The sequence below is a fragment of the Hydrogenophaga sp. 2FB genome, from assembly GCF_005503365.1.
GTDB lineage: Bacteria > Pseudomonadota > Gammaproteobacteria > Burkholderiales > Burkholderiaceae_C > Hydrogenophaga.
Genome location: NZ_SCML01000002.1, coordinates 147,715 through 166,767, shown reverse-complemented (window position 1 = coordinate 166,767; position 19,053 = coordinate 147,715). Strand labels below are relative to the sequence as shown.

Genomic DNA, 19,053 nt, shown 5'->3' with positions numbered 1-19,053 from the left:
ACAATGTCCCTCTCGACCACCGAAGCCAGCGAGGCAGCCAGCGTCGTCAACGCCTTCATCCATCACGCGGCCCTTCAGGGTGTGCTGCACGTGGAGCATGTCCGGCACACGGTTCGGCAGACCGAGACCGAGACCTTTGTGCGCAGGATTGGCCTTGGCGTGCACAAATTCGCGCCCACGGCTGAAATCTCCATCCAGGTCACCGATGCGGCCGGCATGGGCCTGAACACCGCCTCCGCCGAGGTTGCGTTCGCCGCTCTCGAGCAGCAGGGAGCCACCAGCTCCGACCCCGTGGATCGCTTCACCCTCTTGCAGGCGGCGACGATGCGCGAGTGGGCCAGCAAATTCGAATCCACCCCTGCCTTCGCCCATTCGCCGGTGACCATCGTCTTGGGCGTGAACCCGCTTCTGGACAACAAGACGCTTCAGGACGCTGCTGACTCTGTCTTCCTGCAGTCCCTGGCCGATGTGCACGCCATCTCGCGCATCGCTGCAGACTCGGGCAACAAGGCAGCGATCAACATCGCGACCTTCGTTTCCGCACGCCGCGAGCACCATGGCGACTTCTCGCAGCCCAATGCCAAGGCCCCGCTGTCCAAAGACAGCCGATTCGCAATCGAGCTTTTGACCGGCCGCCTCTCGCAAGGCGCAGAGTTCTCCCAGATGAGCTCGGCCGAACTGCTCAAGCAGTCATCGATGCTTGCCCGCGCGGCTCTGTGCGCCTGGTTGGAGTCGCACGGCATGAGCCCCACGAGCTCTGTCAAACTCAGCGACAACATCCAGACGTTTGAGCAGATGTTCTTCGACGCGAAACCCAATCCCCAACTGCAGGCAAAATCCAGTTCACGCACACCATGACCACCACCAGGCCGGACCTCTCAAAAGGAGCTCCGGCCTGGTGTCTTGTTCCATGAAGCCTTCTGCTTCCAAATCCTCCGATTCCGTCGAGAACCACAACAGAAATTCGTCCAGCCGGATCGGCAGGTTGTTTCGCCTGGGGATGCTGCTTTTCTGGGCATGCGCGCTTGCGTTTTCCCTCATGCACGTGGTGCGGGGCCTGACGCGCGAAGGTAACGGGGCTGTCGCGTTTTACTCCCTGGGCTTTTTGATCACGCTTTTGCTCGTTGCAATCGCGCTGCAGCTCTACATCATCCAGCGTACCAAGGGGATCAACAGAGCCCTTCTCTCCCAGCTTGAATCGGTCAGTCGCCATCTGCCCAAAGCCACGCTTTGGTCGCGCAATCGCGATGGGAACTTCCAGTGGTTCTTCACTCAAGAAACCGACACACATCGTGTGGCCGAACAGATCAAAGCTGCGCTGACGGCCAAGCCGTATGACCCGAATCTGATCGGCCAGCCAGATCTCGATATCGCCTCGGATTTGGAAGGTCCGACGTCGATAATCCAGCGAACATTCGCCAATTTCAGCACCGAAGCGAACACCGTTGAGATCGGCCTGGGCGACCGCCTCGTTGTGGGCATGAGTCACCACATCGATTCCATCTCCGAGACCAGCCCCGTGATCCAGGCCTTGCTGCCCATGGTGAACGACACATTCCGGATGTACCTCTACAGCGCTGACCTCAAGACCGTCACGGTCTACTGGACAAAGGATCGGTGGAAACTGGAACTGGGCGTTCCACTGGACTCCAGCATCACCTGGGCCTGCATCCACCCTGATGACCTGGAGAACCTGCGCAACGTTTTCGTGCAGTGCGTGAACACGCGCACAAGCGGCGCCTACACCTATCGGTACATCGGGCCGGACGGTACCGACAGCCTGACCATGGCTTCTACCTTCACCCCGATCTATGACGCCGTGGGCAACCTGCGCGGCATCCTGTCAATCGCCCTGGACATCAGCTCCGGTCTCATCGAGTCCCTGGATAGCGTGCGAAACAAGATCTCGGTGCGGATCTACGAGCAGTTCCTCACCCGCCTGCCGATTTTCACGGGCCCGGTCCTCGAGCGCCTGGACACACTCTCCAGCAGCATGGAAACCGAGTCCGCACTTGCCGGCCTGGAGGCAGATCCGCAAAGCGGCATGTTCGCGTTTGAACGTGCCCAAGAAATTTGCGCCCAGGTTGGCTTGACCGCCAACAAGCTTCGGCGCGACCTGAACGATCTCTCCGGGGCAATTTCCTTCATGGCCGATTCGACCATGTCTGAAACCGTTACTGAATCCCTGGCACCCCACTCCCTGGCCGAAGCCAGCCAGGAAGTCATCAGCGAAATGAGCGAGGTGATTCGCGAGCGCTCGATCAGAGTGAAACTTGAGATTGAAGCCGCACGAGGCTTCAGCATGGGCCTGGTGAATCCGGCTGCGTTCCATAGCGCTCTGTCGATGGTCCTGCACAACTCGGTTCGGTTCAGCCCGGTGGGTGGAATGGTTGTCGTCGTGGTTCGCGATGACCCTGCTGATCCCCGCGGCTACCTCATCATCGACATCTTTGATGACGGGCCAGGCCCTGACGGGGTCGACTACAGCGACATCACCAAGGCGCACTTGCTCGCCAGCCCCATCCAGTCCGGCATCCGGGATGAAACCGTTATGGTTTTCGCAATGCTCATGCTGCTGAAACAGGGTATCCACCTGAGTTACCAGGCGCGCAACCCAAACGTTCACTTCGAGCAAAGTGGACTGCACGGACAGATTCGGGTTCGTCGAGCGGCATGAGCATGAAACAGTCATCGGACTGTTTTGGCATTCAGGGTTTATGCGATATGCTTTACGCATCCGTTTTTCGCATCCAGCGCTGTTGAGCTGAGGTGCAGACCCGACCGGGGGCACCTGGTACCGATGGTCCCAATGACTTGAGCTCGCACCCCATGCAGGGGGTGAATAGCGCTGCCGCACATGCCAGCAGCTGGACACATCCAGATCATCATGAATACATCCGCCCTCGCCTCCGTTTCAGGTCCCCGTCCACTGATCTCACGAATGCTTTCGTGGATCCGTAACAGTCATGACTCCGATCTGGAGGCAGGGGTCGAAGATGGCCTCGATGGCCCGGCCGGCCTTCACGACCCAATGGACCGGGTGTCAATTGACGGAGCGCGCCCTGAAGCGCAGGCAGGATTCAGCTCCTCCGCACTCCATGCGGCAGTCCTCGCGCATGCTGAAGCCACCCTTGGACAAAGTCCTCGGTTGCTCCTTCGCGCCGGTGAAATCCCCCCAGTTCCCCACGCCCCACACCTGGCAAAAGCCATGGTCCAGGCTCGATCGAACAGTCTGGGTGCCGAATCCGCTGAGCCGAGCGAAGAGGACAACACGTGGGCTGGTCAAGTTGCAAAGGCTGCACGCGCACTATCCTCACTTCACCCAGCCGACTACGAGGACGCCAAGGCGTTCGCCTCCAACGTCTTTACCCGCAAGTCCTCGAATCGCAACGTCGCCGTCCAAAGCCTGAATGGCTCGCTCTCCGCAGCGCCTCGCGTCCCAGTGGATGAACTTGACCAGATATTCTTCACCGAGGAGGTCGGTGACAAGGCCGTCCATTTGCAGCTTCAGTATCTGCACCTGCTCAACGTTGCCTACGTGAAAACGGTGCGTGACTTCGCCGGGATCTCCCTGGGCGTTGCGCGCATTGATGCCAACCCATCGCCAAGCACCGCAGAGTACGAGCAGATGATCGTGGAGAACCACTCGAACGACATCACAAGCTCGACCACAGTCACCCCAGATCCCACAGCCGGGATCAAGGCGGTTTTTGTTGGCGCCGATGGAATGGTCATGGATTCCGTCAATCTGAATGGCGTGAACCTGTTCAGCCTGAGCCGCCACATCGAGACCTCCCTGGACATGAGGTGGCGTGAGCAACTGAAGACCAACCTGGAGGCCACCGCAAAGGCGCTGGTGGTTGAGATATCTCAGGCCCTGGGAGAGAGCCACCGTCAGCTTCGCGCTGCACTTCTGGACAACGTGGACGATCTGGGATTGCGCCTATCCCAGGTCTTCAATCCCCTGTCGCCTTTCCTCAGGCTCTCCTCGGCAGCAAAGGCCTTCGTACCGCTGCCGAGCATGAACACAGCGCTGAAGGACTTCAACTCAACACTGGACCGCGGCGCAATCAGCCTGGCACTTCGTTTCGGCAACATGCGCCTGTTCACGCATTCGGTGTATGAGACTTTTCGAGATCCATCGATTCGCGATGCCATTGCCAAGTCCGGACTGTCGGGGGCATGGCACATCCTTGCAGTCCCTCCTGAGGTGCTCACCAAGGTCACCGGCCAGACCGTCCAGAACTCACGAAAGGTCCTGGCATGCCTGCAATCGATGCATGACGCCATGAACCCCGCGGTTCGTGAACGTGTCTCCCTGGAGAAGGTCGGGTATTTCCTTGGTTTTCGCACCAATGGCGCAGTGGTCCGCAACAGCTCTGGCGCCAACCTGGGCGCCAAGAGTTTCGAGTCCCTGCCCCAGTTGCTCGAAGCCAATCTCACCGACCCCATCGTCGCCGGCCGTGTTCTCGGCCTGGCCTTCAACCGGATAGCGGACGAAGCCGGGATCGAGGCCGGCCTAAAGTCGCTGGCCCCGCCCAAAGCACTGATGTGCAGTCGCCCTTTGATGGAGCTGCTGGCGAATGCTCGACCTGGTGAGCAGCTCTTCGCATTGGAGCCCTTGAACCTTGATGAGAGCACACGCGTTCGAGCGGCCGCACACATCCTGCGCGATGCCGCAGAAAACCGGCTCAAACGCGACCTGCAAGCTGGCACTGGTGACCAGGAATCGTCTGAGTTCAAGCTCGGATTGGCTGACTTCATCAAGGCGCCGTCGTACCAGGCGCTTCAGACCTACCGCGGCACCAACTTGCAGCACGGCGCCGCTCAACGAGCCCGCTCCAGCGCTCTGCGCTCACTCATCGGGATGTCAGCAGCTTCCACCAATCCACTGACCACTCGAGTGAACAAGAAGAGCCCTATCCGTGGCAAGCTTGAGTGGAAGCTGGCCATGATCCGCTCTGATGTGGACTTTCCACAAAAATTGGCAATAGAGAGCAGGGACCCAGAGGTTCTCGCATCTGGCAGCGCGTACCAGTTAAGCTTTCGCTCGGAAGGCTCCAACCCTATGTGGGTTCACATGACCCTGCTCTGCGCCCATCACTGCGACGAAGACGTCGACTTCACAAAGGCGCTGGATATCGCCCCTGATGCGCACCCCCTCTTTCTGGCCGGCCCGAAGCTGACTCGAGCCACACTGGAGAAGGGCACACTGCGGGCAGTCACCTTGCCGATGGCCAGTGAGACTTGGTACTACGGGACCAACAACGATGAGAGCTACTTGCCCATCCTTGGTCGCAATGAGCTCAAGCGCAACGCCAGGTCAGAACCAGTGACCGGCATCTTGTTCCGCGGCGTGGCTGGCACTGGCCAACTGTATGTCGACCTCACCGAGCGCAAGCTGAGGAAGGAGTCCCTCGAGGCCCTGCAGGCGCATGCGGCCGACCTGGCCGAGCAATTGCACGAGCGAATCGCGAAGGGGGCGCGGCGAGATCCCATGCTGTTCGCCGCCACGATGGGGAGCAAAACCCTTGACCTGACGCATCAAGGTTCGCTCTTCGAGAAGACGCGGCCGACATATGCAACCGACGCCGGCATGCGCTGCGCTCTGGTCGCCGGGGCAACTGGTGCGGTGGGCGTCATCCGGGAGGCGGCCGCACGGATGATCGATCCGTTCAAGCGAACCTCAAGAGGCGCCACCATCCTTGACGTTGCAGAAGGTGCTCAGACGCCTTCGCGCCCTGGACAGGCAAGTGAGGGCTCCGGCGTTCCGTCTGCGCACGTGGCGCAAGCACTGATGGGGCTCCTGAAGAATCCTGCCGTGAATTCGGACCCCGAGATGCATGTGGCCATGATCGAGCGCAGCGCGCCGAACATCCTGGCCAAGCAGCCCGAAATGCTGGAGGAGCTCATTGGCATGGGGCTGAAACCCAGCGTGGAACTTCTCGGCATGCTTGACGCCGTTCACCCTGGTCAGCTTTCCGAAGATGTGGCCCTGCGCTGGGCAATGCACAAGGCGATCGCATCTCAGGCCGCCAACAGAAGTGCGCAGCATGGCACGAGCGAACAGAGCGTCGAAACTGTGCAAGGTTGCGGCGCAGCCAGCGCCCGGCGTCGCAGGAGCCTCTGAGGCATGGGCTGGCCTCCAAGGGGCCAGCCTTCTCAGGCCTTCTCAGTTGTCTTCGCGCAAAGATACCAGGCCGGAGTCTCGCGACAGTGTTCGCCGTACCTGGAAATACTCCGTTCTGCGTCGCAGAGCGATTTCAGCCTGGCGGTGCTTGAACCAGCCCCAGCCCAATACACAGAGCCCCACGAAAGCACAAAAGCCCAACACGCCTGCTGGCGTGATGTTGGAGAGAACGGTATGCATCATTTACGCGTAGTAGTGCGTCATGGCCTTTTGGACCCGGACGCACATCTGAAAGCACGAGCTCGAATGGGTTGATGCCGCGCTCGAGTCGACTCCAGAAATTGACAATTCGTCATCATCTCAGCCAACTGCCTTGAATCTGGCGAGAAGGCTTCTCTGGCATAGAAGGCGTGTACTTTGTCACGAAGGTATTGCACAGGGATGGCCAGTTTCGGGTTCAGATGAACATGGAACCTTGGCCTACGGCCTCATTCGAGCCTTGGGGGCAAGCCGCTCCAGTTCGATCTTCGGTCGCTGCTCTGGTGTCGCATCAAAGGTGAAGTAGACGTCGACACGTCGGCCGCACCATTGCGGATGGACATGATCGGCGACACCCCGGATACCGTGCGTCACAAAATACTGAGCCAGTCGCTTGCGGTAATGCTCATCCAAATCGGAAGCACTTTGCTCACGAGCCTCGACCTCGATCAGCACGTCCACGTCGCTGCGCTCATGTGTGGCGCCAACACCAAGGTGCTCGGCCGCAAAGGAGCCCACCAGAAAGCAGCGAGAGACCTTCTCCCGCAACTTGACGAGCGGGTGCAGCTTGAGCACCTCGCAAATCTCTTCCTGCGTTGGAATCACGAACTTTGCTTGGTGGACCATGATGCGCTCGATTTATGGGCGGTTGCGCGACCTGGCGCGGATGGCTTCAATGGTCCGGCGGCCAGCGGCCACTGCCTGAGTGGCTTCGGTGCTTGCTGCTGGCGCGATTGCGCCTGCGTGGCTTGCGTTGGCCTGTGCATTTCTCGCATTGGCTGGATGCTCCACATATTCGCCCGTCGCCTTCAAGTGGTCAATCAACAACTCTTCTTCGTGCCCATCGACTGAACAGCGAAGCCCCTCGCTGTTGGCCCACGCCCTGGCTTCTTCTGCGGCTCCACCTGGTGTGCTGTAGCTGCCAAGGCCGGACTGCTCAGGCTCCGGGCACCCGTCTTCGCCGATCTTGTAGTGAACGGCAAAATGACCACGGAGGCCTTGTGTGACGGTGATGATGCCAAGCCTGCTGTCCAACGCCCTTTCGATATCGGCAAGCCAGCGTACTTGCGCGGGTGTGGCCGGAGAGAACGTCCGTTGCCGCATCTGCACCGAGCGCACGAACTCGGCCTCCCGCGCGCTCAAGATCTCAATGTGCAGGGCGCATCGTTCGATCGCGGAGTCAATGAGTCCATCCCGCTTTGCCTGAATGGCTTCGGCCGCCTCGCGGTCGGCCCTGGCGCGAGCCCTGTGTTCAGGATCATTGAGTTTTGCGAAATCGACCATGACGTGCAAGCAGCGACAATGCGCCGCCTCCCTTTCTGCACAAAGGATATCCACTATGCACGTCGAATTCAACTTGAATGCGACCCGGCGCCATGAGACTCCTCACGCTTTCTTGACATCTTGTTCACAAGTTGCTGGAGAGTGGTTGACCAGGTATCTTTTATTCAAGCCACTTCCGAATCAATCCAGCACCGCACACCCGCATGTCTCACGTCGAATCAACCCCACTTCCATCGCCAGCCATTTCAACGTCGACGAAGGTCTTTGAGTCCATTTTCACGCGCGAGGTGTACGAGGCTGCTCGTGCTGCCTGGGAGGCGGTGGATGAGGCCAAGATGAGCGCCGAGGCAGCCGAAGAAGCTCGGCGAACTCGTCGCTTGCATTCCGACCTCCTCGATCAAGCTGTTGTGGCGCATCTGAAGGTTGTGCGCGAGGATGGCCACCTCCATGCGGTGCAGAACGTGGAGAGGCGGCGGTTTGGGTGGGCAAACGCCTGGAACAGCCTCATCGCCCGTACCGAAGAGCCGTGGTCTGAAGAACGTGCTGCCTACCCATTTTCTCGTGAAATCAGCTTCGGTTGGCTGATGAACAAGACCGTGAAGGAAGGTCGAACCGATTACGAGGGGCTTCTCGCGTCACTTGCAAGCGGAGACTTTGGTGCGGAGATCGAGCAAATGGCAGACGAGCCCTGCAGCGCGACTGGCCAACGGATTGGCGTCCTTGTATACCCGGGTTGGCGCCCGGTCGCGGCAAGCTTTTCTTTCGGGGAAACGTGGAGCGATCCTCTGGAAATCAGGCCTCTGCCTCCAACGCCGCTGGCGCGCGTCATCGAAGTGGCCATCCCCGCCCCCTCCGGACGCATGCTTCTTGCCGACTGGTTCAGGATGGATGGCAATATCTTCACGTCCATCGTGGAGGAGGGAAAGCCATCGCTGTCCATCAACACCGCTCTGGGGACGCAATTGCAGACCGAGCACTTCGCCTCACGGCACGGCTTCCTTTCGGTTTCGGTGGGCAACACAAGCCCCAGGATCGTCGTTCGAGGCGATCATTTGCTCTTGGCCTGCGTGGATGAGGATTGCAGTGAGTTTGAGGGCGATGTCCGAGGCGGCATCTGCACCGACTTGTGGCAAGCGACCATGATTGACCAGGAGGTTCTGACGAAGATGATTCAGTCCAAGCTGGGCGAAGAAGAGGGCCTGGCGGCTGTTCGGTCATTTCTCGACAACCCGAACACGGATATCACGGTCCTGGACATCCCGCCAGGCACGCTGCACTGCAGCTACACAGCAGAATACGGCGCGATGTCGACGTTCGAATGCGAATCCACCGTGGTCAGCCTGGTCGGCGTCGACAGGTTGTTCGCCACCATCCACCGCTCCCCGCAGACCTGGAAGCCCTGGGATGACGCCAATCCACCTGCTCCCGCACCCGAATCACCCCCCTCCCCCATCGTGCGCCGGCGCGCGCGTCGGTAACACTGCGCCACACTTCGCGGACAAGAACGGAAAGAACCATGCAGACCATCAATTCCACCGTCTCCGAGACACACCAGCCGGCCATGGGCACCGCACACACCTCTGAGGACCCCATGAGCGGCCTGTTCGATAACCGCATCCCGTCGGCGGCCGCCCGTCAAACCGCTACGGTGCTGGCCTGGTTGACCGAGTGCCAGCTGGCAACCCTGGAGTCGCTTCAGATGCGCAAATCGACGCCGAAGTCTGAACTTCGCCGACAGCAAAGCATCTGTGACGATGCGGTCAGCCAGTGTCAGGACCTTGGCATCGGCCCTGGTGTACGTGGACTGCGAGGCCATGGATGCCCAAGGCTGTCTGCCTTGCTGGCCTCAAAGGCATCCAAGATTTCACGGGAACCCAATTTGGCTGCCCTTTGCTCAACGGGTATCCATCTTGCGTACAACTACAGGCAGGAGTGGTCTGCGAAAGTCGAATACGCCACATGGCACCATGGCGCGAGCATGCGCTATGAGGGTCAGGTCTGCACGTCGTACGCCGACAAGGATCTGTCCGCCGTCATCGATCACATGTTGAAGGTGGCCGACTCGATCGGCGTCTCTTTCCCGCGGGGGAACGGCATTGAGCCGCACATCTACGTTGAGATGGATGGCGAAGACAGTGACGTGCCACTGCCGGAAGATTGGGTCACCTTGGTTGCCGAACAGTGCAAGCGACTTGGATGGAGCACCTGCTACATTGGATGAACGGCCACCACGTCCTGAGGCGTGAACTTTTCCCGGCTCCGGCTCCGAAATCCGCAGGAACGTCAAAGAATCTGGCAAAATTGGTCGATTCACTGCTTATGAGATATCTTGTAGGCACCAAATAACAGGAAGCGAATGTGAGCTCGGCAGCAGCACCCAAAGTGGCCCAAACCCAAGACAAGGAAGTCCCTGATTTCCTGCCACATATCACGACCGAAGATCTCGATCAGGCTGGTGAGTGGTCGCTTGCTGCAATAGGCCGACACATCAAGAAGGCGCGCATAGACGTCTTTCATGTCACCCAGGACGCCTTTGCCGCCAAGCTGGGCATCTCGCATGTCACCCTGCGGAAAATGGAGAAGGGCGACCCGAGTCTGTCGGCGGGAACGTACTTTCGGGCGTTGGCCCTGATGCGGCGCACCAAGACCATCGCTCAGGCGGCCGACTACTACGCCTCCGACACCTTGACCCCTCGAGGTAGCCAGGGGGTGGGCCTGATGGCTCCGGCAGGCCTTGCGGCTCCTGCTGCACCGCCTTCAACGACGCCTGTAGTCCCGGCCGCCGCGACGCCTGCAACGCCTTCGGAAGACCTCGGCACCATCGTAGGTCGCTTCACCAGCGGCCAAAGGCTTGCCAGGCCTCGCTGAGTCTCAGGCAGTTCGCAGTTGACTCCGGCTGAGTGGTCATGATTTCGTATTCGGGTTGCCGTTTGTCTGTGTATCAGATATCTTATCTGCATACCAACACACGTTTGATTCGACCATGAAAACCACCAACTCCTCCTTCTCCCGCGGCCCTTCCGATCGCCTTGCTCGCGCTGGCCAGCGCGGCGCCTACAAGCCCGAGACCCTGATCCGCGCCTCCAACGAGGCGACTCTGGCGCTTCTGAAGTCGCCGCTGCGCACGCGCGATGCTGCGAACACCATGGAAGGCAGTCTTCCCGAGGGCTACAAGATCATCGATGCCGATGGATACGTGATTGGCTTGCGTGACCTGGTGTTTGTGGGTGGCTCCAAGCCCACCTGGGTCCCGGCCCGACGCGCGGGTGAGGCCGGTGAAATGATCCGCTTCTCCACCGCGCGTGCTGTCGCCTGCCTGAGCCGCCGCTGAACCTGAGCACCTACCCATGACTGATTTCGAGCTGCCCGATCCCGCATTCAAGCTTTCCTGGAATGACGGGCGGGCTGCGTACACGGTCAACAAGCCCCGCATTGGGAGCACAGACGTTTTCACGCCCGAGCAGGTTCGCGAAATCGTGGCAAATGACCGCGCCAGGCGCGGCCAGCCTGTGGCATGGCAGGTTCGTCGTTCCGATGGCAGTCCTTTGGCTGTTTGGGAGACCTGCACGTTTGAACTCTATGAGGCCACCCTGGCCACTGGCCGCTATGCCGGCTACGAAAACGGCCCGCCTTGCGAAGTTCGCGTCCTGTCTGACAACACCGCGCCAGTGATCTCGGTGCAGGTCAAGGTGTTGCCGGGAGATCCGCAGGCCGAGGCAGGTGAGCCCACGATGGAGTCTCGAGTCGGTGAGTTCAAGGCTTGGCAGGATGACTTCATCCAACAGTACGGTCGACACCCAACTGCATATGAAGCATGGTGTTCCGGAGGGCCGGATGCACTGGCCGAGACCCGAGTTGCACTTGGAGGCTGCGGTGCAACGGACGCATTGCCAACATCTGGCTGGTTGGATGCCTATGCTGCGTTTCAAGCTGCCTTCGACACCCCGGTAGCAAGACGCAAGTATCAGGACGAATACGCGGACGGTGCACGAAAGCGCATGCGAGCTTTCAATGATGCAATGACATCAGCGATTCCGGATTCGAGTCAGGCAATGGGCTTTGAGGAGATGCGGCAGAAGTACCTCGACCTGCTTTCCGATGTGCTTGATGCAAAGGAATTGATGAGAGCAAAAGGCATTGAAAACGCCGAATTCTCTCTGATGTTCAGTGCATTCATCTCACTTGCGATTGCAGCCCGACCGCCTGCTGACAAATGGCGCGTTGTCCCGGTTCAGCCCACCGACGAGATGATGGACGCGTGGAATGGCGCTGGCTCGTTCAGCACGTGGGAGGAGGCATACGCGAAGTTGCTCGATGCTGTTCCCCAGTATCAATGGGACATGCTTCCCGGCCCGCAAGCGCTGCAGCTCGATCAGCAGGCTCTTCTGCAGCCCTCCACGCCTGAGAAGAAAGCGGTCACATCGCGCCGCTCGCGCCCTATCTGAAATCGGCGCGCCGGAGCCCCGGCGGCCTCTCATTCAACTGCCATGCAATCGCACGCTCAACCCGCTCCACGCTCCAGTCACTCGCTTATCCTGGGTCGCATCTCTGTCGTCACGTCGCCGGGCGGGATGGAGACTGCTGTTTCCTCGTGCACCTTGTGGGCGCCTGCAGGCGTTGGTCCGGCGGACTGGCCTCAGGGCGAAGTGACTCGCCGCCAAATGCCATGGGGTGCACACCAGTACCTGGTGTTGACAGTGGAGGCGCCGGGGCAAGCGCTCCGCGTAGCGATTCCCCCCAATGAGGAGCAGATGCTGACCGAGGCTGATCGGGCTCTGGCTGAACTCATGCGTCCCAGTGTTCGAGCGCATTTCGTGCCTCAGACTTGGGATGGTGACGAAGCTGTTGAAGCGGGCGGACGTACGGCGTTCGACGTGGCTCGTGCTTTCAGCGAAATGACCTTCGCACAGGCGCTTGAGGCCTTGAAGCCCGGGCACAAGCGTGATGAGCTTGCACGAGCACTGCCCGCTCGCTTGGCGCATGACGGCCCCTTCGAGGTGCGCGTCAATGAGGCGGCACTCGTCCGGCTGGTCTGCCTGATGAGCAACAACGTGCACCTTCCCGCCTTTTCAAGTGGGCGCCTCTCTGAAACTGGCCCAGAAGCATGGGGGGGTTTCAAGGCCGGCTACGCTTTTGCTCGTCGGGCCATGGACGGGGAGTCGTTCGTTCAGGATCCTTCATCCGGCGCCTCGGGTATGGAAGTGTTCAGCATGAAGGAAGCCGCCAATGAGCCCAACATGGTTGAAGGCGCGTTGGCGCGCCTGGTTGAGGCTTTTGGCCCAGGCTACCCTGCCTCGCTTCGCGCAGACATGAAGCTGGTCGCCGCCGAGATGGCTCGACTGAAAGCAAAGCCGCAGCCTGCAGCAAAACCTGTTTCCACAGCCCCGCGCAAACGCCCCATTCGAGCCGCCCGGCTGAAAAACAAGACGCCTTGAGACATGGGTGCGATTTCCGAGATCAACCATAAGGTGCTTTCCGTCACTGCTTACGATGCTGCCTTCGTTGTCCTGACCCGCGGCCAGGTCAAAGCCCCTGGCAACACGCCGTCGGCAACTCGCCCGCTTCTGGTCATCGTTCACCCCGGGGATGCGCTGGAGCCGCCATTCGGATGGTCCCATGCGGACTACCAGGCGGTTCTGGGGTTCAGCCTGAGCAACCAGGTGGGCATGTCCGCAGAGATCCTTGCGCGCGTCGAGACGTGTGAGGTTTTCGTGCTTCACCGCTCCTCGAGCTCAGACCTTCTTTCGGGAGGCGCTGCCAGGTGGGTGGATCCTTCCTATGCAAAGGCCGTGCGCCGTGCAAGCGAGGTCGGCAGCGTTGCATACGGCGATGACCTCACCTCGGCAGCCGACTGGATCTGCGCGAGCACAGAACTCATGGCCGGCCGAGAGGTGTTCATGACGGGCGCCTACGCTGATGCCGTTCATGGATGCATCACTGCACTCGGGTCTTCGCTGCTGGGTGCTCAACCTGATCTGAAGATCAACGTCAGTGACCACGCGCCGACCGACAACGCCAACCACGCCCCGAGATGGGTGCCGTCCGCCGCAAAGCCTGGCTCCCCCTTCACGCCAGCGCAAAAACCTCGCTGAACATCTCCCGACCATCCGATGGCCCTCTCTTCCCAGCTCGAAACAACGAAGTCGCATGAGCAGATTTGTGCCGAGGCGCTCGCTTTTGACAAACACTGCAGCATCCTTGCCCAGGGGCACACGCACAAGAGCACGCTAACGGGACTGTTCACCTCAGTCCCAGGCGTGCATCCGGAAGAGGACCTGGCTCTCAAGCGCATCGGGGTTGCACGAATTCACGCCTTTATCGAGCGAGGCATCAACTTTCGCAGGCCATCGACATCCCAGGAAGGTTCGTCAGCGACCTCGGAGGAGACGTATCACTCCAGGGCCCCTTACTCGGCATACCTGCTGAGTCCCGCGGTCCCGCTGCTCAGTCTTCAATGGCCACGCGGTCTCCAGGACGAAATCGCGGGTCTGTTGCGTCACTACGTCCAAGAGGGATACTTTGCTCTCAACGGGCCAATCACCGGTTCCTGGGACGACATCCAGCGTGATGACCTCGTTGCAGAGTCGGCTCTGGAGCAAGCCGTGGAGTGTGGTTGTGCTGCAGCCATCCTCACGCTCATCGACATGGGTGCTGATGCCAGCGTCGTGCCCGCCAAACCCAGGGTTGTGAGCGGCCTCACAAGGATCGAAGCCGGTGACCTTCTCGGTTTCGTAGACTCAAAGCACGGCCACGCCTCTTCGCAGGCAGCTTCTGTGCGCTCGGCGCTCATGAAAAGAGCCATTGCATCCGCCGGGATTCAGAATGCTGAGGAAACCCTTGCTCTAGCCCGCCCCCGGCGAATGGCCATCTGAAATCGAAAGGGACGCAACATGTTTTCTGAGATCACCTCGTCCACCAACCCAAGCCTTGCGCCCAAGAAGTCCAGCACGCTTCGGAACAAAGAAATCACCCGATACCAAGTCCTCCGGCACAATGGCTGCGATCCTGTCTCAGCTGGTTTTGTCGCCTTCTTGAACTGGCTGGTTGGCGTGCGTGAGGGTGAGATTCGCTTCATGCACATCACCGCCGACTACGACACAAAGGAGCCGAACAATGGCTGAAAATCATGATCCACGGGAAGAATTCAATCGCGCTATTGATTTCGCAATTGAGCAAGGCGTCGAGGCTGCGACCTTCCTGCGCAGTTGGCGCGAAGGGGATACCTCCGAATGGCCCGAGTTCGCCGCACAACCACCGCAACTGCAGGATGCAACATCGCGAGCAGAGGCAGTGAAATCGAAAGGGAAACATCATGTCTGCTGAGATCTCCACTACTGCCGACCCAAGCATTGCACCCAAGAAGCCCAGCGCGTTTCGCAAGTTCTTGGGGAACTTGGCTTTATTCAGTATCTTGCTCGCCGTTTTCACGGGGTTCAAGATCTACAGGGACCAGCAAGCCACTCTCGAAGTGGAGCGCGCCGAGTGGAAGCAATTTATGAAGGACTCGGAGAAGGGCGTCCTTGAAAAGTTCGGAAAATGGCGAACCGTCACTGCAGCGAACGGAGAGGCTCTGGTCTGGGAAGGGGCTGCGAGCGAAGTGCTCCATGTGAGATCCTCGTCGGGAACTGCGGAAAACCTGAGTGAAGTCGAAACAGCAGGAACGAAACCCCACTGGAGCGTGCTTGCGAAGACGAAGAATGGCGTCTACTACACCGTGCTTTTTTCGTACACCGTCAAGCGAGGCTTCTACTCCGATGAGCCTCCGTTTCCCATTTCGGAAGCTGATGTGGTGAAGAATCTGGTCTGGTATGGCCGCATTGACCTCATCGAGAAGTACAAGCTTCCCATGCGGCCGGCGTAGGCTTCGTGAGAAACCCGTCCAGTCTTCACCACGACCAGAAATCATCCTGGGAGTCTCGCGTTTCAATACGCCGCGTGGGTCAGCTGGACACACACGGCTGCGGCGTCGCTTGTCTGGCGATGCTTCTGGGTGATTCGTACGACGCAGCCAGGCAGACATTCTTGGACGCCGGCCTTGGCATTCGCCGCCCCGGCCGCGCGCCATTCTCAAGCAACTTTCGAGACCTGCAGGCGGCCCTCAGATCTCATGGGATTGGAACCAGGCGACGGCGCTGGAAAGACTGGAGCGAGTTCTCTGGTACCGGCGTCCTGAAGGTCGCCCTTCAAGCCCGAGGTCAAACAAGACCCGGGGGAAACTGGCACTGGGTTGTTGCCGAGCTCACTGATGACTTTGGCGTCGTTGTGCACGATCCCCTCAGCGTGCTGCCTGGATTCGAACACCCTCCTCTCGATGTCGCCTATGCACGGCTGAGTGCGTTTTCTCCACTTGGGAGTTGGCTTCAAGTCCAGCGCTGAACATCGCCCCATCAAGTTGGCGAAGGCATTCGGATTGGGTATCTTTTATTCAGATACCCAAGCCCAACATGCCAAAGAATCTCCAGCTCTCACTATTCACGGCCATCCAGGACACCTACCGTGAAGCCGCCAACGATGCGCCGATCAGCAATGCCTACCTCTATGGCTCCCTGATCGAAAGAGGCGTCGTCACCCATGACGAAATCCACGAGCGCGTTCCCGTTGGTAGAGCCGGGGCCTTGCACAGTGTTGGCGCCCGCAAAGTGCGCTGGCTGCAGAACACCATGCGTTCCATGGGCGTGCTCGAGCGCGTTGATGGCATGCGGGGTCGGTGGCGGATCAGCCCTGATGCCAAGAAACGCCTGACACAGGTGCCGGAGGGCGTCACGATGCTGGCGTTCGAATCCAAGTTCGGGTTCGCTATCTGGTCGGATTGCCGCACTTTTTTTTCTGGCATCAACGAAGAAATCCATGCGGTCATCTCTTCGCCGCCCTACCCGCTCCGCCAAAAACGTGCGTACGGAAATCCCACGGAACAGGAGTACGTCGACTTCATCCTGCGCTGCATTGATCCGATCTTGAAGAACCTGGTCGACGGCGGCTCCATCGTCCTGAACTTGTCAAACGACATCTTTGAGGCTGGCCTCCCCAGCAGAAGCATGTACCTCGAGCGGCTCATGCTGGCGCTCCACGATCAGGGCTTGCGAAAAATGGATTCCATTGTCTGGCACAACGCAAGCAAGCCGCCGGGCCCGATGCAATGGAGCAGCAGGACCAGGCAGCAGCTGAATGTCGCCTGGGAGCCATGCTACTGGCTCACCAACAACCCGGCGAAGGTTCGATCGGACAACCGCCGTATCCTCAAGCCCCACACCGATCGCCAGAAGACGCTCATTGCGGCCGGGGGTGAAGATCGCACCGGCGTCTGGAGCGATGGGGCCTACCGAATCAAGCCCGGGTCGTTTGGCGGGCAAACAGAAGGCTCCATCGAGCGTAACTTGTGGAGCATCGGCCACCGCTGCGCACGCCACAACCTGGTTCGCCGATACCAGGCTGAGCAGGGGCTTCCGGCTCACGGTGCTCCGATGCCGTATGCGCTGGCCGATCGATTTGTCCGCTTCCTCACCGAGCCCGGCGAACTGGTGGTCGACCCTTTCGCCGGCACGCTGACCACGGGCGATGCGGCAGAGCAGAACGAGCGCCGGTGGATCTGCACCGACACCACGCTTGAATACCTCATGGGCGGGCGCGTGCGGTTTCCCGGGCTTGTTGCTCCATGAGATCCACAGCAGCTGAAAACGAAGCCCTTGCATTCGTTGCAGGTGAGGAGTTCCGGCCCAGGCAGATCACCGTGCGCGCCGGCGTTCCACAGGTCTACGGCCACCTGGTTGCCGCGGCCCATGAGGCCGGCATCCCGACCCTGTTCTCTGCGAACGCATTCGCCAGGCCGACGACGCTACCCTCGCATATCGGGGCGTTCCGACTGAGCCCGGCGGCCACATTCGCGGGCTTCAACTTGTCGGCTGCCAAGAAGCTGCCCTCAGGCCTTGACGCCGCGCTCGACTCGGCTGGGTTCGTGGCGGCCAATCGGTATGGCTGCTACCGCTGGAGCGTCCAGCAGTATTACGACCTGGTCACCGCTCGCGACTGGACATGGCACGCGGCCATGGACTACTGCATGGAGCCACAGGTGGCGAGCTCGAAGCTTGTTCGCATGATCCGCATCCACGCCACGGCCCAGGGCTACCTGGAATGCGTGAACGAGGCACAGCGTCGTGGTGCTGCCATGCCGATGCCGGTGCTGCAGGGCTGGATGCCTGAGGACTATCTGCGTTGCATGGATCTGCTGGCCATCGACACCTGGCCGGATCTTGTTGGGCTTGGCTCGGTGTGTCGCCGCAACCTGGGAGGTCCAGACGGGATCGAACAGATCGTCGAGACGCTGGACAGCGTGCTCCCACCGAATGTGAAACTCCACTGCTTCGGCGTGAAAGGTGGGGCCATCCGGGAACTTGGTGCGCACCCACGATTGGCGAGCATCGATTCGATGGCCTGGGATTTCGGCGTGCGGTGCAAGCAGCGAACTGGCCGAACCCAAGCCATGCGCGCAGAGGCCATGACGTCCTGGCAGCGCTCGCAATCAGCGGTGAAGCCGCTTCCGTGGGCTCCTGTTGGAGACCTTTTTTCGGGCCTGATGGCGGGTGAAAATACGCCGCGCACCACAGAAGAGATTCTCCATCACATCGTGGTCGAGTGGTATGCAGAGAATCTCGCGGACCACGGGTACGAGGAGGTCGTTCGAATGACAACGGGCCAGGCAAAGGAGATCGCGATGAAGGTCGCTCACTTCGGGCTTGAGTCCCTTGAAGACAGCTCTGATCTCGTCGAAATGGCCGTGTACGAAGGCCTTCTCTCTCGCATGTCTGTTGAACTGGTCGAAGCATGAAAACCTCATCCGCAGTGGCTGAAGCATCTCCAAGTGAATTCTTCGCGTCGGAATTGAGTGGTGACGAACTCGAGGTCACCCTGGTGCTGGCCAGCGTGCTCAGGCAATACTGCGACCCGTTCCGAGGCTGCTGGCTCGACATCGACGCCCCCATTCAACAAGATGAGGTCGCAGCTTGCCTGGCCGCCGGCAAAGAATTTCTGCATCCGCCCAGCGACTGGTGCCCCTGGGTGCCTCAGACCAAACGGCTGTTGCTGGAAAATCGGAGGCGGCACATCCAGAAGATTGCCTGGTTCGTCAAGAACGGCTTCTATCAACCCATCTCGGTCGATGTCGGCGTGCCCTCACTGAGCTGCCATGTCGACCACCTCATCGTGGATGGCAATCACAGGTTCGGATCCGCTGTCTTTCGCCTGGATTCCATGGGTGAGGATGTCTTGGTCCCACTGGCACTCATGGGCTGCGAGCGGCATGCGAAGTCACTGGGGCTGGTTGCGGCTGAAGCCGGCGCGCAGCCCTACCGAGGCTCTTTCAGGTGACACCGAAGATGAGATCGCCG

At 59.9% G+C, this 19,053-nt stretch carries 19 protein-coding genes; 17 read left to right on the top strand and 2 right to left on the bottom strand.

Going from position 1 to position 19,053, the window contains the following annotated elements:
• Positions 1–3 precede the first annotated feature (3 nt).
• From FFS09_RS01895 to FFS09_RS01885, 3 genes are all read left to right on the top strand, one after another.
• Positions 4–858, top strand: coding sequence for a hypothetical protein (locus tag FFS09_RS01895; RefSeq protein WP_137917174.1), 855 nt, complete (start codon positions 4–6; stop codon positions 856–858).
• Positions 859–910: 52 nt separating this feature from the next.
• Positions 911–2,677: a PAS domain-containing protein gene (locus FFS09_RS01890; protein ID WP_137917173.1), complete on the top strand. Its 1,767-nt coding sequence runs from the start codon at positions 911–913 to the stop codon at positions 2,675–2,677.
• Between the two features lie 210 nt (positions 2,678–2,887).
• Positions 2,888–6,130, top strand: coding sequence for a hypothetical protein (locus FFS09_RS01885; RefSeq protein ID WP_137917172.1), 3,243 nt, complete (start codon positions 2,888–2,890; stop codon positions 6,128–6,130).
• A 480-nt stretch (positions 6,131–6,610) separates the two neighbouring features.
• Here FFS09_RS01885 and FFS09_RS01880 read toward each other — a convergent pair whose 3' ends face one another.
• Entirely contained in the window at positions 6,611–7,015 is a 405-nt protein-coding gene (locus FFS09_RS01880; RefSeq protein WP_137917171.1) for a nucleotidyltransferase family protein, read from the bottom strand.
• 12 nt (positions 7,016–7,027) lie between these two features.
• Positions 7,028–7,672 carry a hypothetical protein gene (locus FFS09_RS01875; protein ID WP_137917170.1) on the bottom strand — a complete coding sequence of 215 codons (645 nt, stop codon included), beginning with the start codon at positions 7,670–7,672 and terminating at the stop codon, positions 7,028–7,030.
• 203 nt (positions 7,673–7,875) lie between these two features.
• Here FFS09_RS01875 and FFS09_RS01870 point away from each other — a divergent pair, with 203 nt between their 5' ends.
• The 14 genes from FFS09_RS01870 (at position 7,876) to FFS09_RS01805 (ending at position 19,033) form a co-directional block, all read left to right on the top strand.
• Positions 7,876–9,150, top strand: coding sequence for a hypothetical protein (locus tag FFS09_RS01870; RefSeq protein WP_137917169.1), 1,275 nt, complete (start codon positions 7,876–7,878; stop codon positions 9,148–9,150).
• Between the two features lie 38 nt (positions 9,151–9,188).
• Positions 9,189–9,893, top strand: a complete 705-nt coding sequence (locus FFS09_RS01865) for a hypothetical protein (protein ID WP_137917168.1) — start codon at positions 9,189–9,191, stop codon at positions 9,891–9,893.
• Positions 9,894–10,054: 161 nt separating this feature from the next.
• Entirely contained in the window at positions 10,055–10,540 is a 486-nt protein-coding gene (locus tag FFS09_RS01860) for a helix-turn-helix domain-containing protein (RefSeq protein ID WP_137917167.1), read from the top strand.
• A 115-nt stretch (positions 10,541–10,655) separates the two neighbouring features.
• Positions 10,656–11,003, top strand: coding sequence for a hypothetical protein (locus tag FFS09_RS01855; RefSeq protein WP_137917166.1), 348 nt, complete (start codon positions 10,656–10,658; stop codon positions 11,001–11,003).
• Between the two features lie 16 nt (positions 11,004–11,019).
• A complete protein-coding gene (locus FFS09_RS30835; RefSeq protein ID WP_212745034.1) occupies positions 11,020–12,117 on the top strand; it encodes a hypothetical protein in 1,098 nt (365 codons plus the stop codon).
• A 306-nt stretch (positions 12,118–12,423) separates the two neighbouring features.
• Entirely contained in the window at positions 12,424–13,107 is a 684-nt protein-coding gene (locus FFS09_RS01845; RefSeq protein ID WP_137917165.1) for a hypothetical protein, read from the top strand.
• Between the two features lie 3 nt (positions 13,108–13,110).
• Entirely contained in the window at positions 13,111–13,764 is a 654-nt protein-coding gene (locus FFS09_RS01840; protein ID WP_137917164.1) for a hypothetical protein, read from the top strand.
• A gap of 18 nt (positions 13,765–13,782) precedes the next feature.
• The gene (locus tag FFS09_RS01835) at positions 13,783–14,544 is read left to right on the top strand and encodes a hypothetical protein (RefSeq protein WP_137917163.1); all 762 of its coding nucleotides are present in this window, start codon (positions 13,783–13,785) and stop codon (positions 14,542–14,544) included.
• Between the two features lie 18 nt (positions 14,545–14,562).
• On the top strand, positions 14,563–14,793 hold the full coding sequence (locus FFS09_RS01830; RefSeq protein ID WP_137917162.1) for a hypothetical protein: 231 nt from the start codon (positions 14,563–14,565) through the stop codon (positions 14,791–14,793).
• The gene (locus FFS09_RS01825; RefSeq protein WP_137917161.1) at positions 14,786–14,995 is read left to right on the top strand and encodes a hypothetical protein; all 210 of its coding nucleotides are present in this window, start codon (positions 14,786–14,788) and stop codon (positions 14,993–14,995) included. Before FFS09_RS01830 ends, FFS09_RS01825 begins: the two co-directional genes overlap by 8 nt.
• Entirely contained in the window at positions 14,985–15,533 is a 549-nt protein-coding gene (locus FFS09_RS01820; RefSeq protein WP_137917160.1) for a hypothetical protein, read from the top strand. Before FFS09_RS01825 ends, FFS09_RS01820 begins: the two co-directional genes overlap by 11 nt.
• 583 nt (positions 15,534–16,116) lie before the next feature.
• On the top strand, positions 16,117–17,328 hold the full coding sequence (locus FFS09_RS01815; RefSeq protein WP_137917159.1) for a DNA-methyltransferase: 1,212 nt from the start codon (positions 16,117–16,119) through the stop codon (positions 17,326–17,328).
• Positions 17,325–18,494: a deazapurine DNA modification protein DpdA family protein gene (locus FFS09_RS01810; protein ID WP_137917158.1), complete on the top strand. Its 1,170-nt coding sequence runs from the start codon at positions 17,325–17,327 to the stop codon at positions 18,492–18,494. The genes FFS09_RS01815 and FFS09_RS01810 overlap by 4 nt, the downstream gene beginning before the upstream one ends.
• Entirely contained in the window at positions 18,491–19,033 is a 543-nt protein-coding gene (locus tag FFS09_RS01805) for a hypothetical protein (protein ID WP_137917157.1), read from the top strand. The genes FFS09_RS01810 and FFS09_RS01805 overlap by 4 nt, the downstream gene beginning before the upstream one ends.
• Positions 19,034–19,053 lie beyond the last annotated feature (20 nt).

Bases quoted from the DNA above. Each gene is read 5' to 3' on its own strand.
- FFS09_RS01845 (WP_137917165.1), top strand. From the start codon at position 12,424: ATGCTGACCGAGGCTGATCGGGCTCTGGCTGAACTCATGCGTCCCAGT.
- FFS09_RS01885 (WP_137917172.1), top strand. From the start codon at position 2,888: ATGAATACATCCGCCCTCGCCTCCGTTTCAGGTCCCCGTCCACTGATC.
- FFS09_RS01880 (WP_137917171.1), bottom strand. From the start codon at position 7,015: ATGGTCCACCAAGCAAAGTTCGTGATTCCAACGCAGGAAGAGATTTGC.
- FFS09_RS01815 (WP_137917159.1), top strand. From the start codon at position 16,117: ATGCCAAAGAATCTCCAGCTCTCACTATTCACGGCCATCCAGGACACC.
- FFS09_RS01855 (WP_137917166.1), top strand. From the start codon at position 10,656: ATGAAAACCACCAACTCCTCCTTCTCCCGCGGCCCTTCCGATCGCCTT.
- FFS09_RS01810 (WP_137917158.1), top strand. From the start codon at position 17,325: ATGAGATCCACAGCAGCTGAAAACGAAGCCCTTGCATTCGTTGCAGGT.
- FFS09_RS01890 (WP_137917173.1), top strand. From the start codon at position 911: ATGAAGCCTTCTGCTTCCAAATCCTCCGATTCCGTCGAGAACCACAAC.
- FFS09_RS01870 (WP_137917169.1), top strand. From the start codon at position 7,876: ATGTCTCACGTCGAATCAACCCCACTTCCATCGCCAGCCATTTCAACG.
- FFS09_RS01820 (WP_137917160.1), top strand. From the start codon at position 14,985: ATGTCTGCTGAGATCTCCACTACTGCCGACCCAAGCATTGCACCCAAG.
- FFS09_RS01835 (WP_137917163.1), top strand. From the start codon at position 13,783: ATGGCCCTCTCTTCCCAGCTCGAAACAACGAAGTCGCATGAGCAGATT.
- FFS09_RS01865 (WP_137917168.1), top strand. From the start codon at position 9,189: ATGCAGACCATCAATTCCACCGTCTCCGAGACACACCAGCCGGCCATG.
- FFS09_RS01825 (WP_137917161.1), top strand. From the start codon at position 14,786: ATGGCTGAAAATCATGATCCACGGGAAGAATTCAATCGCGCTATTGAT.
- FFS09_RS01895 (WP_137917174.1), top strand. From the start codon at position 4: ATGTCCCTCTCGACCACCGAAGCCAGCGAGGCAGCCAGCGTCGTCAAC.
- FFS09_RS01875 (WP_137917170.1), bottom strand. From the start codon at position 7,672: ATGGTCGATTTCGCAAAACTCAATGATCCTGAACACAGGGCTCGCGCC.
- FFS09_RS01840 (WP_137917164.1), top strand. From the start codon at position 13,111: ATGGGTGCGATTTCCGAGATCAACCATAAGGTGCTTTCCGTCACTGCT.
- FFS09_RS01805 (WP_137917157.1), top strand. From the start codon at position 18,491: ATGAAAACCTCATCCGCAGTGGCTGAAGCATCTCCAAGTGAATTCTTC.
- FFS09_RS30835 (WP_212745034.1), top strand. From the start codon at position 11,020: ATGACTGATTTCGAGCTGCCCGATCCCGCATTCAAGCTTTCCTGGAAT.
- FFS09_RS01830 (WP_137917162.1), top strand. From the start codon at position 14,563: ATGTTTTCTGAGATCACCTCGTCCACCAACCCAAGCCTTGCGCCCAAG.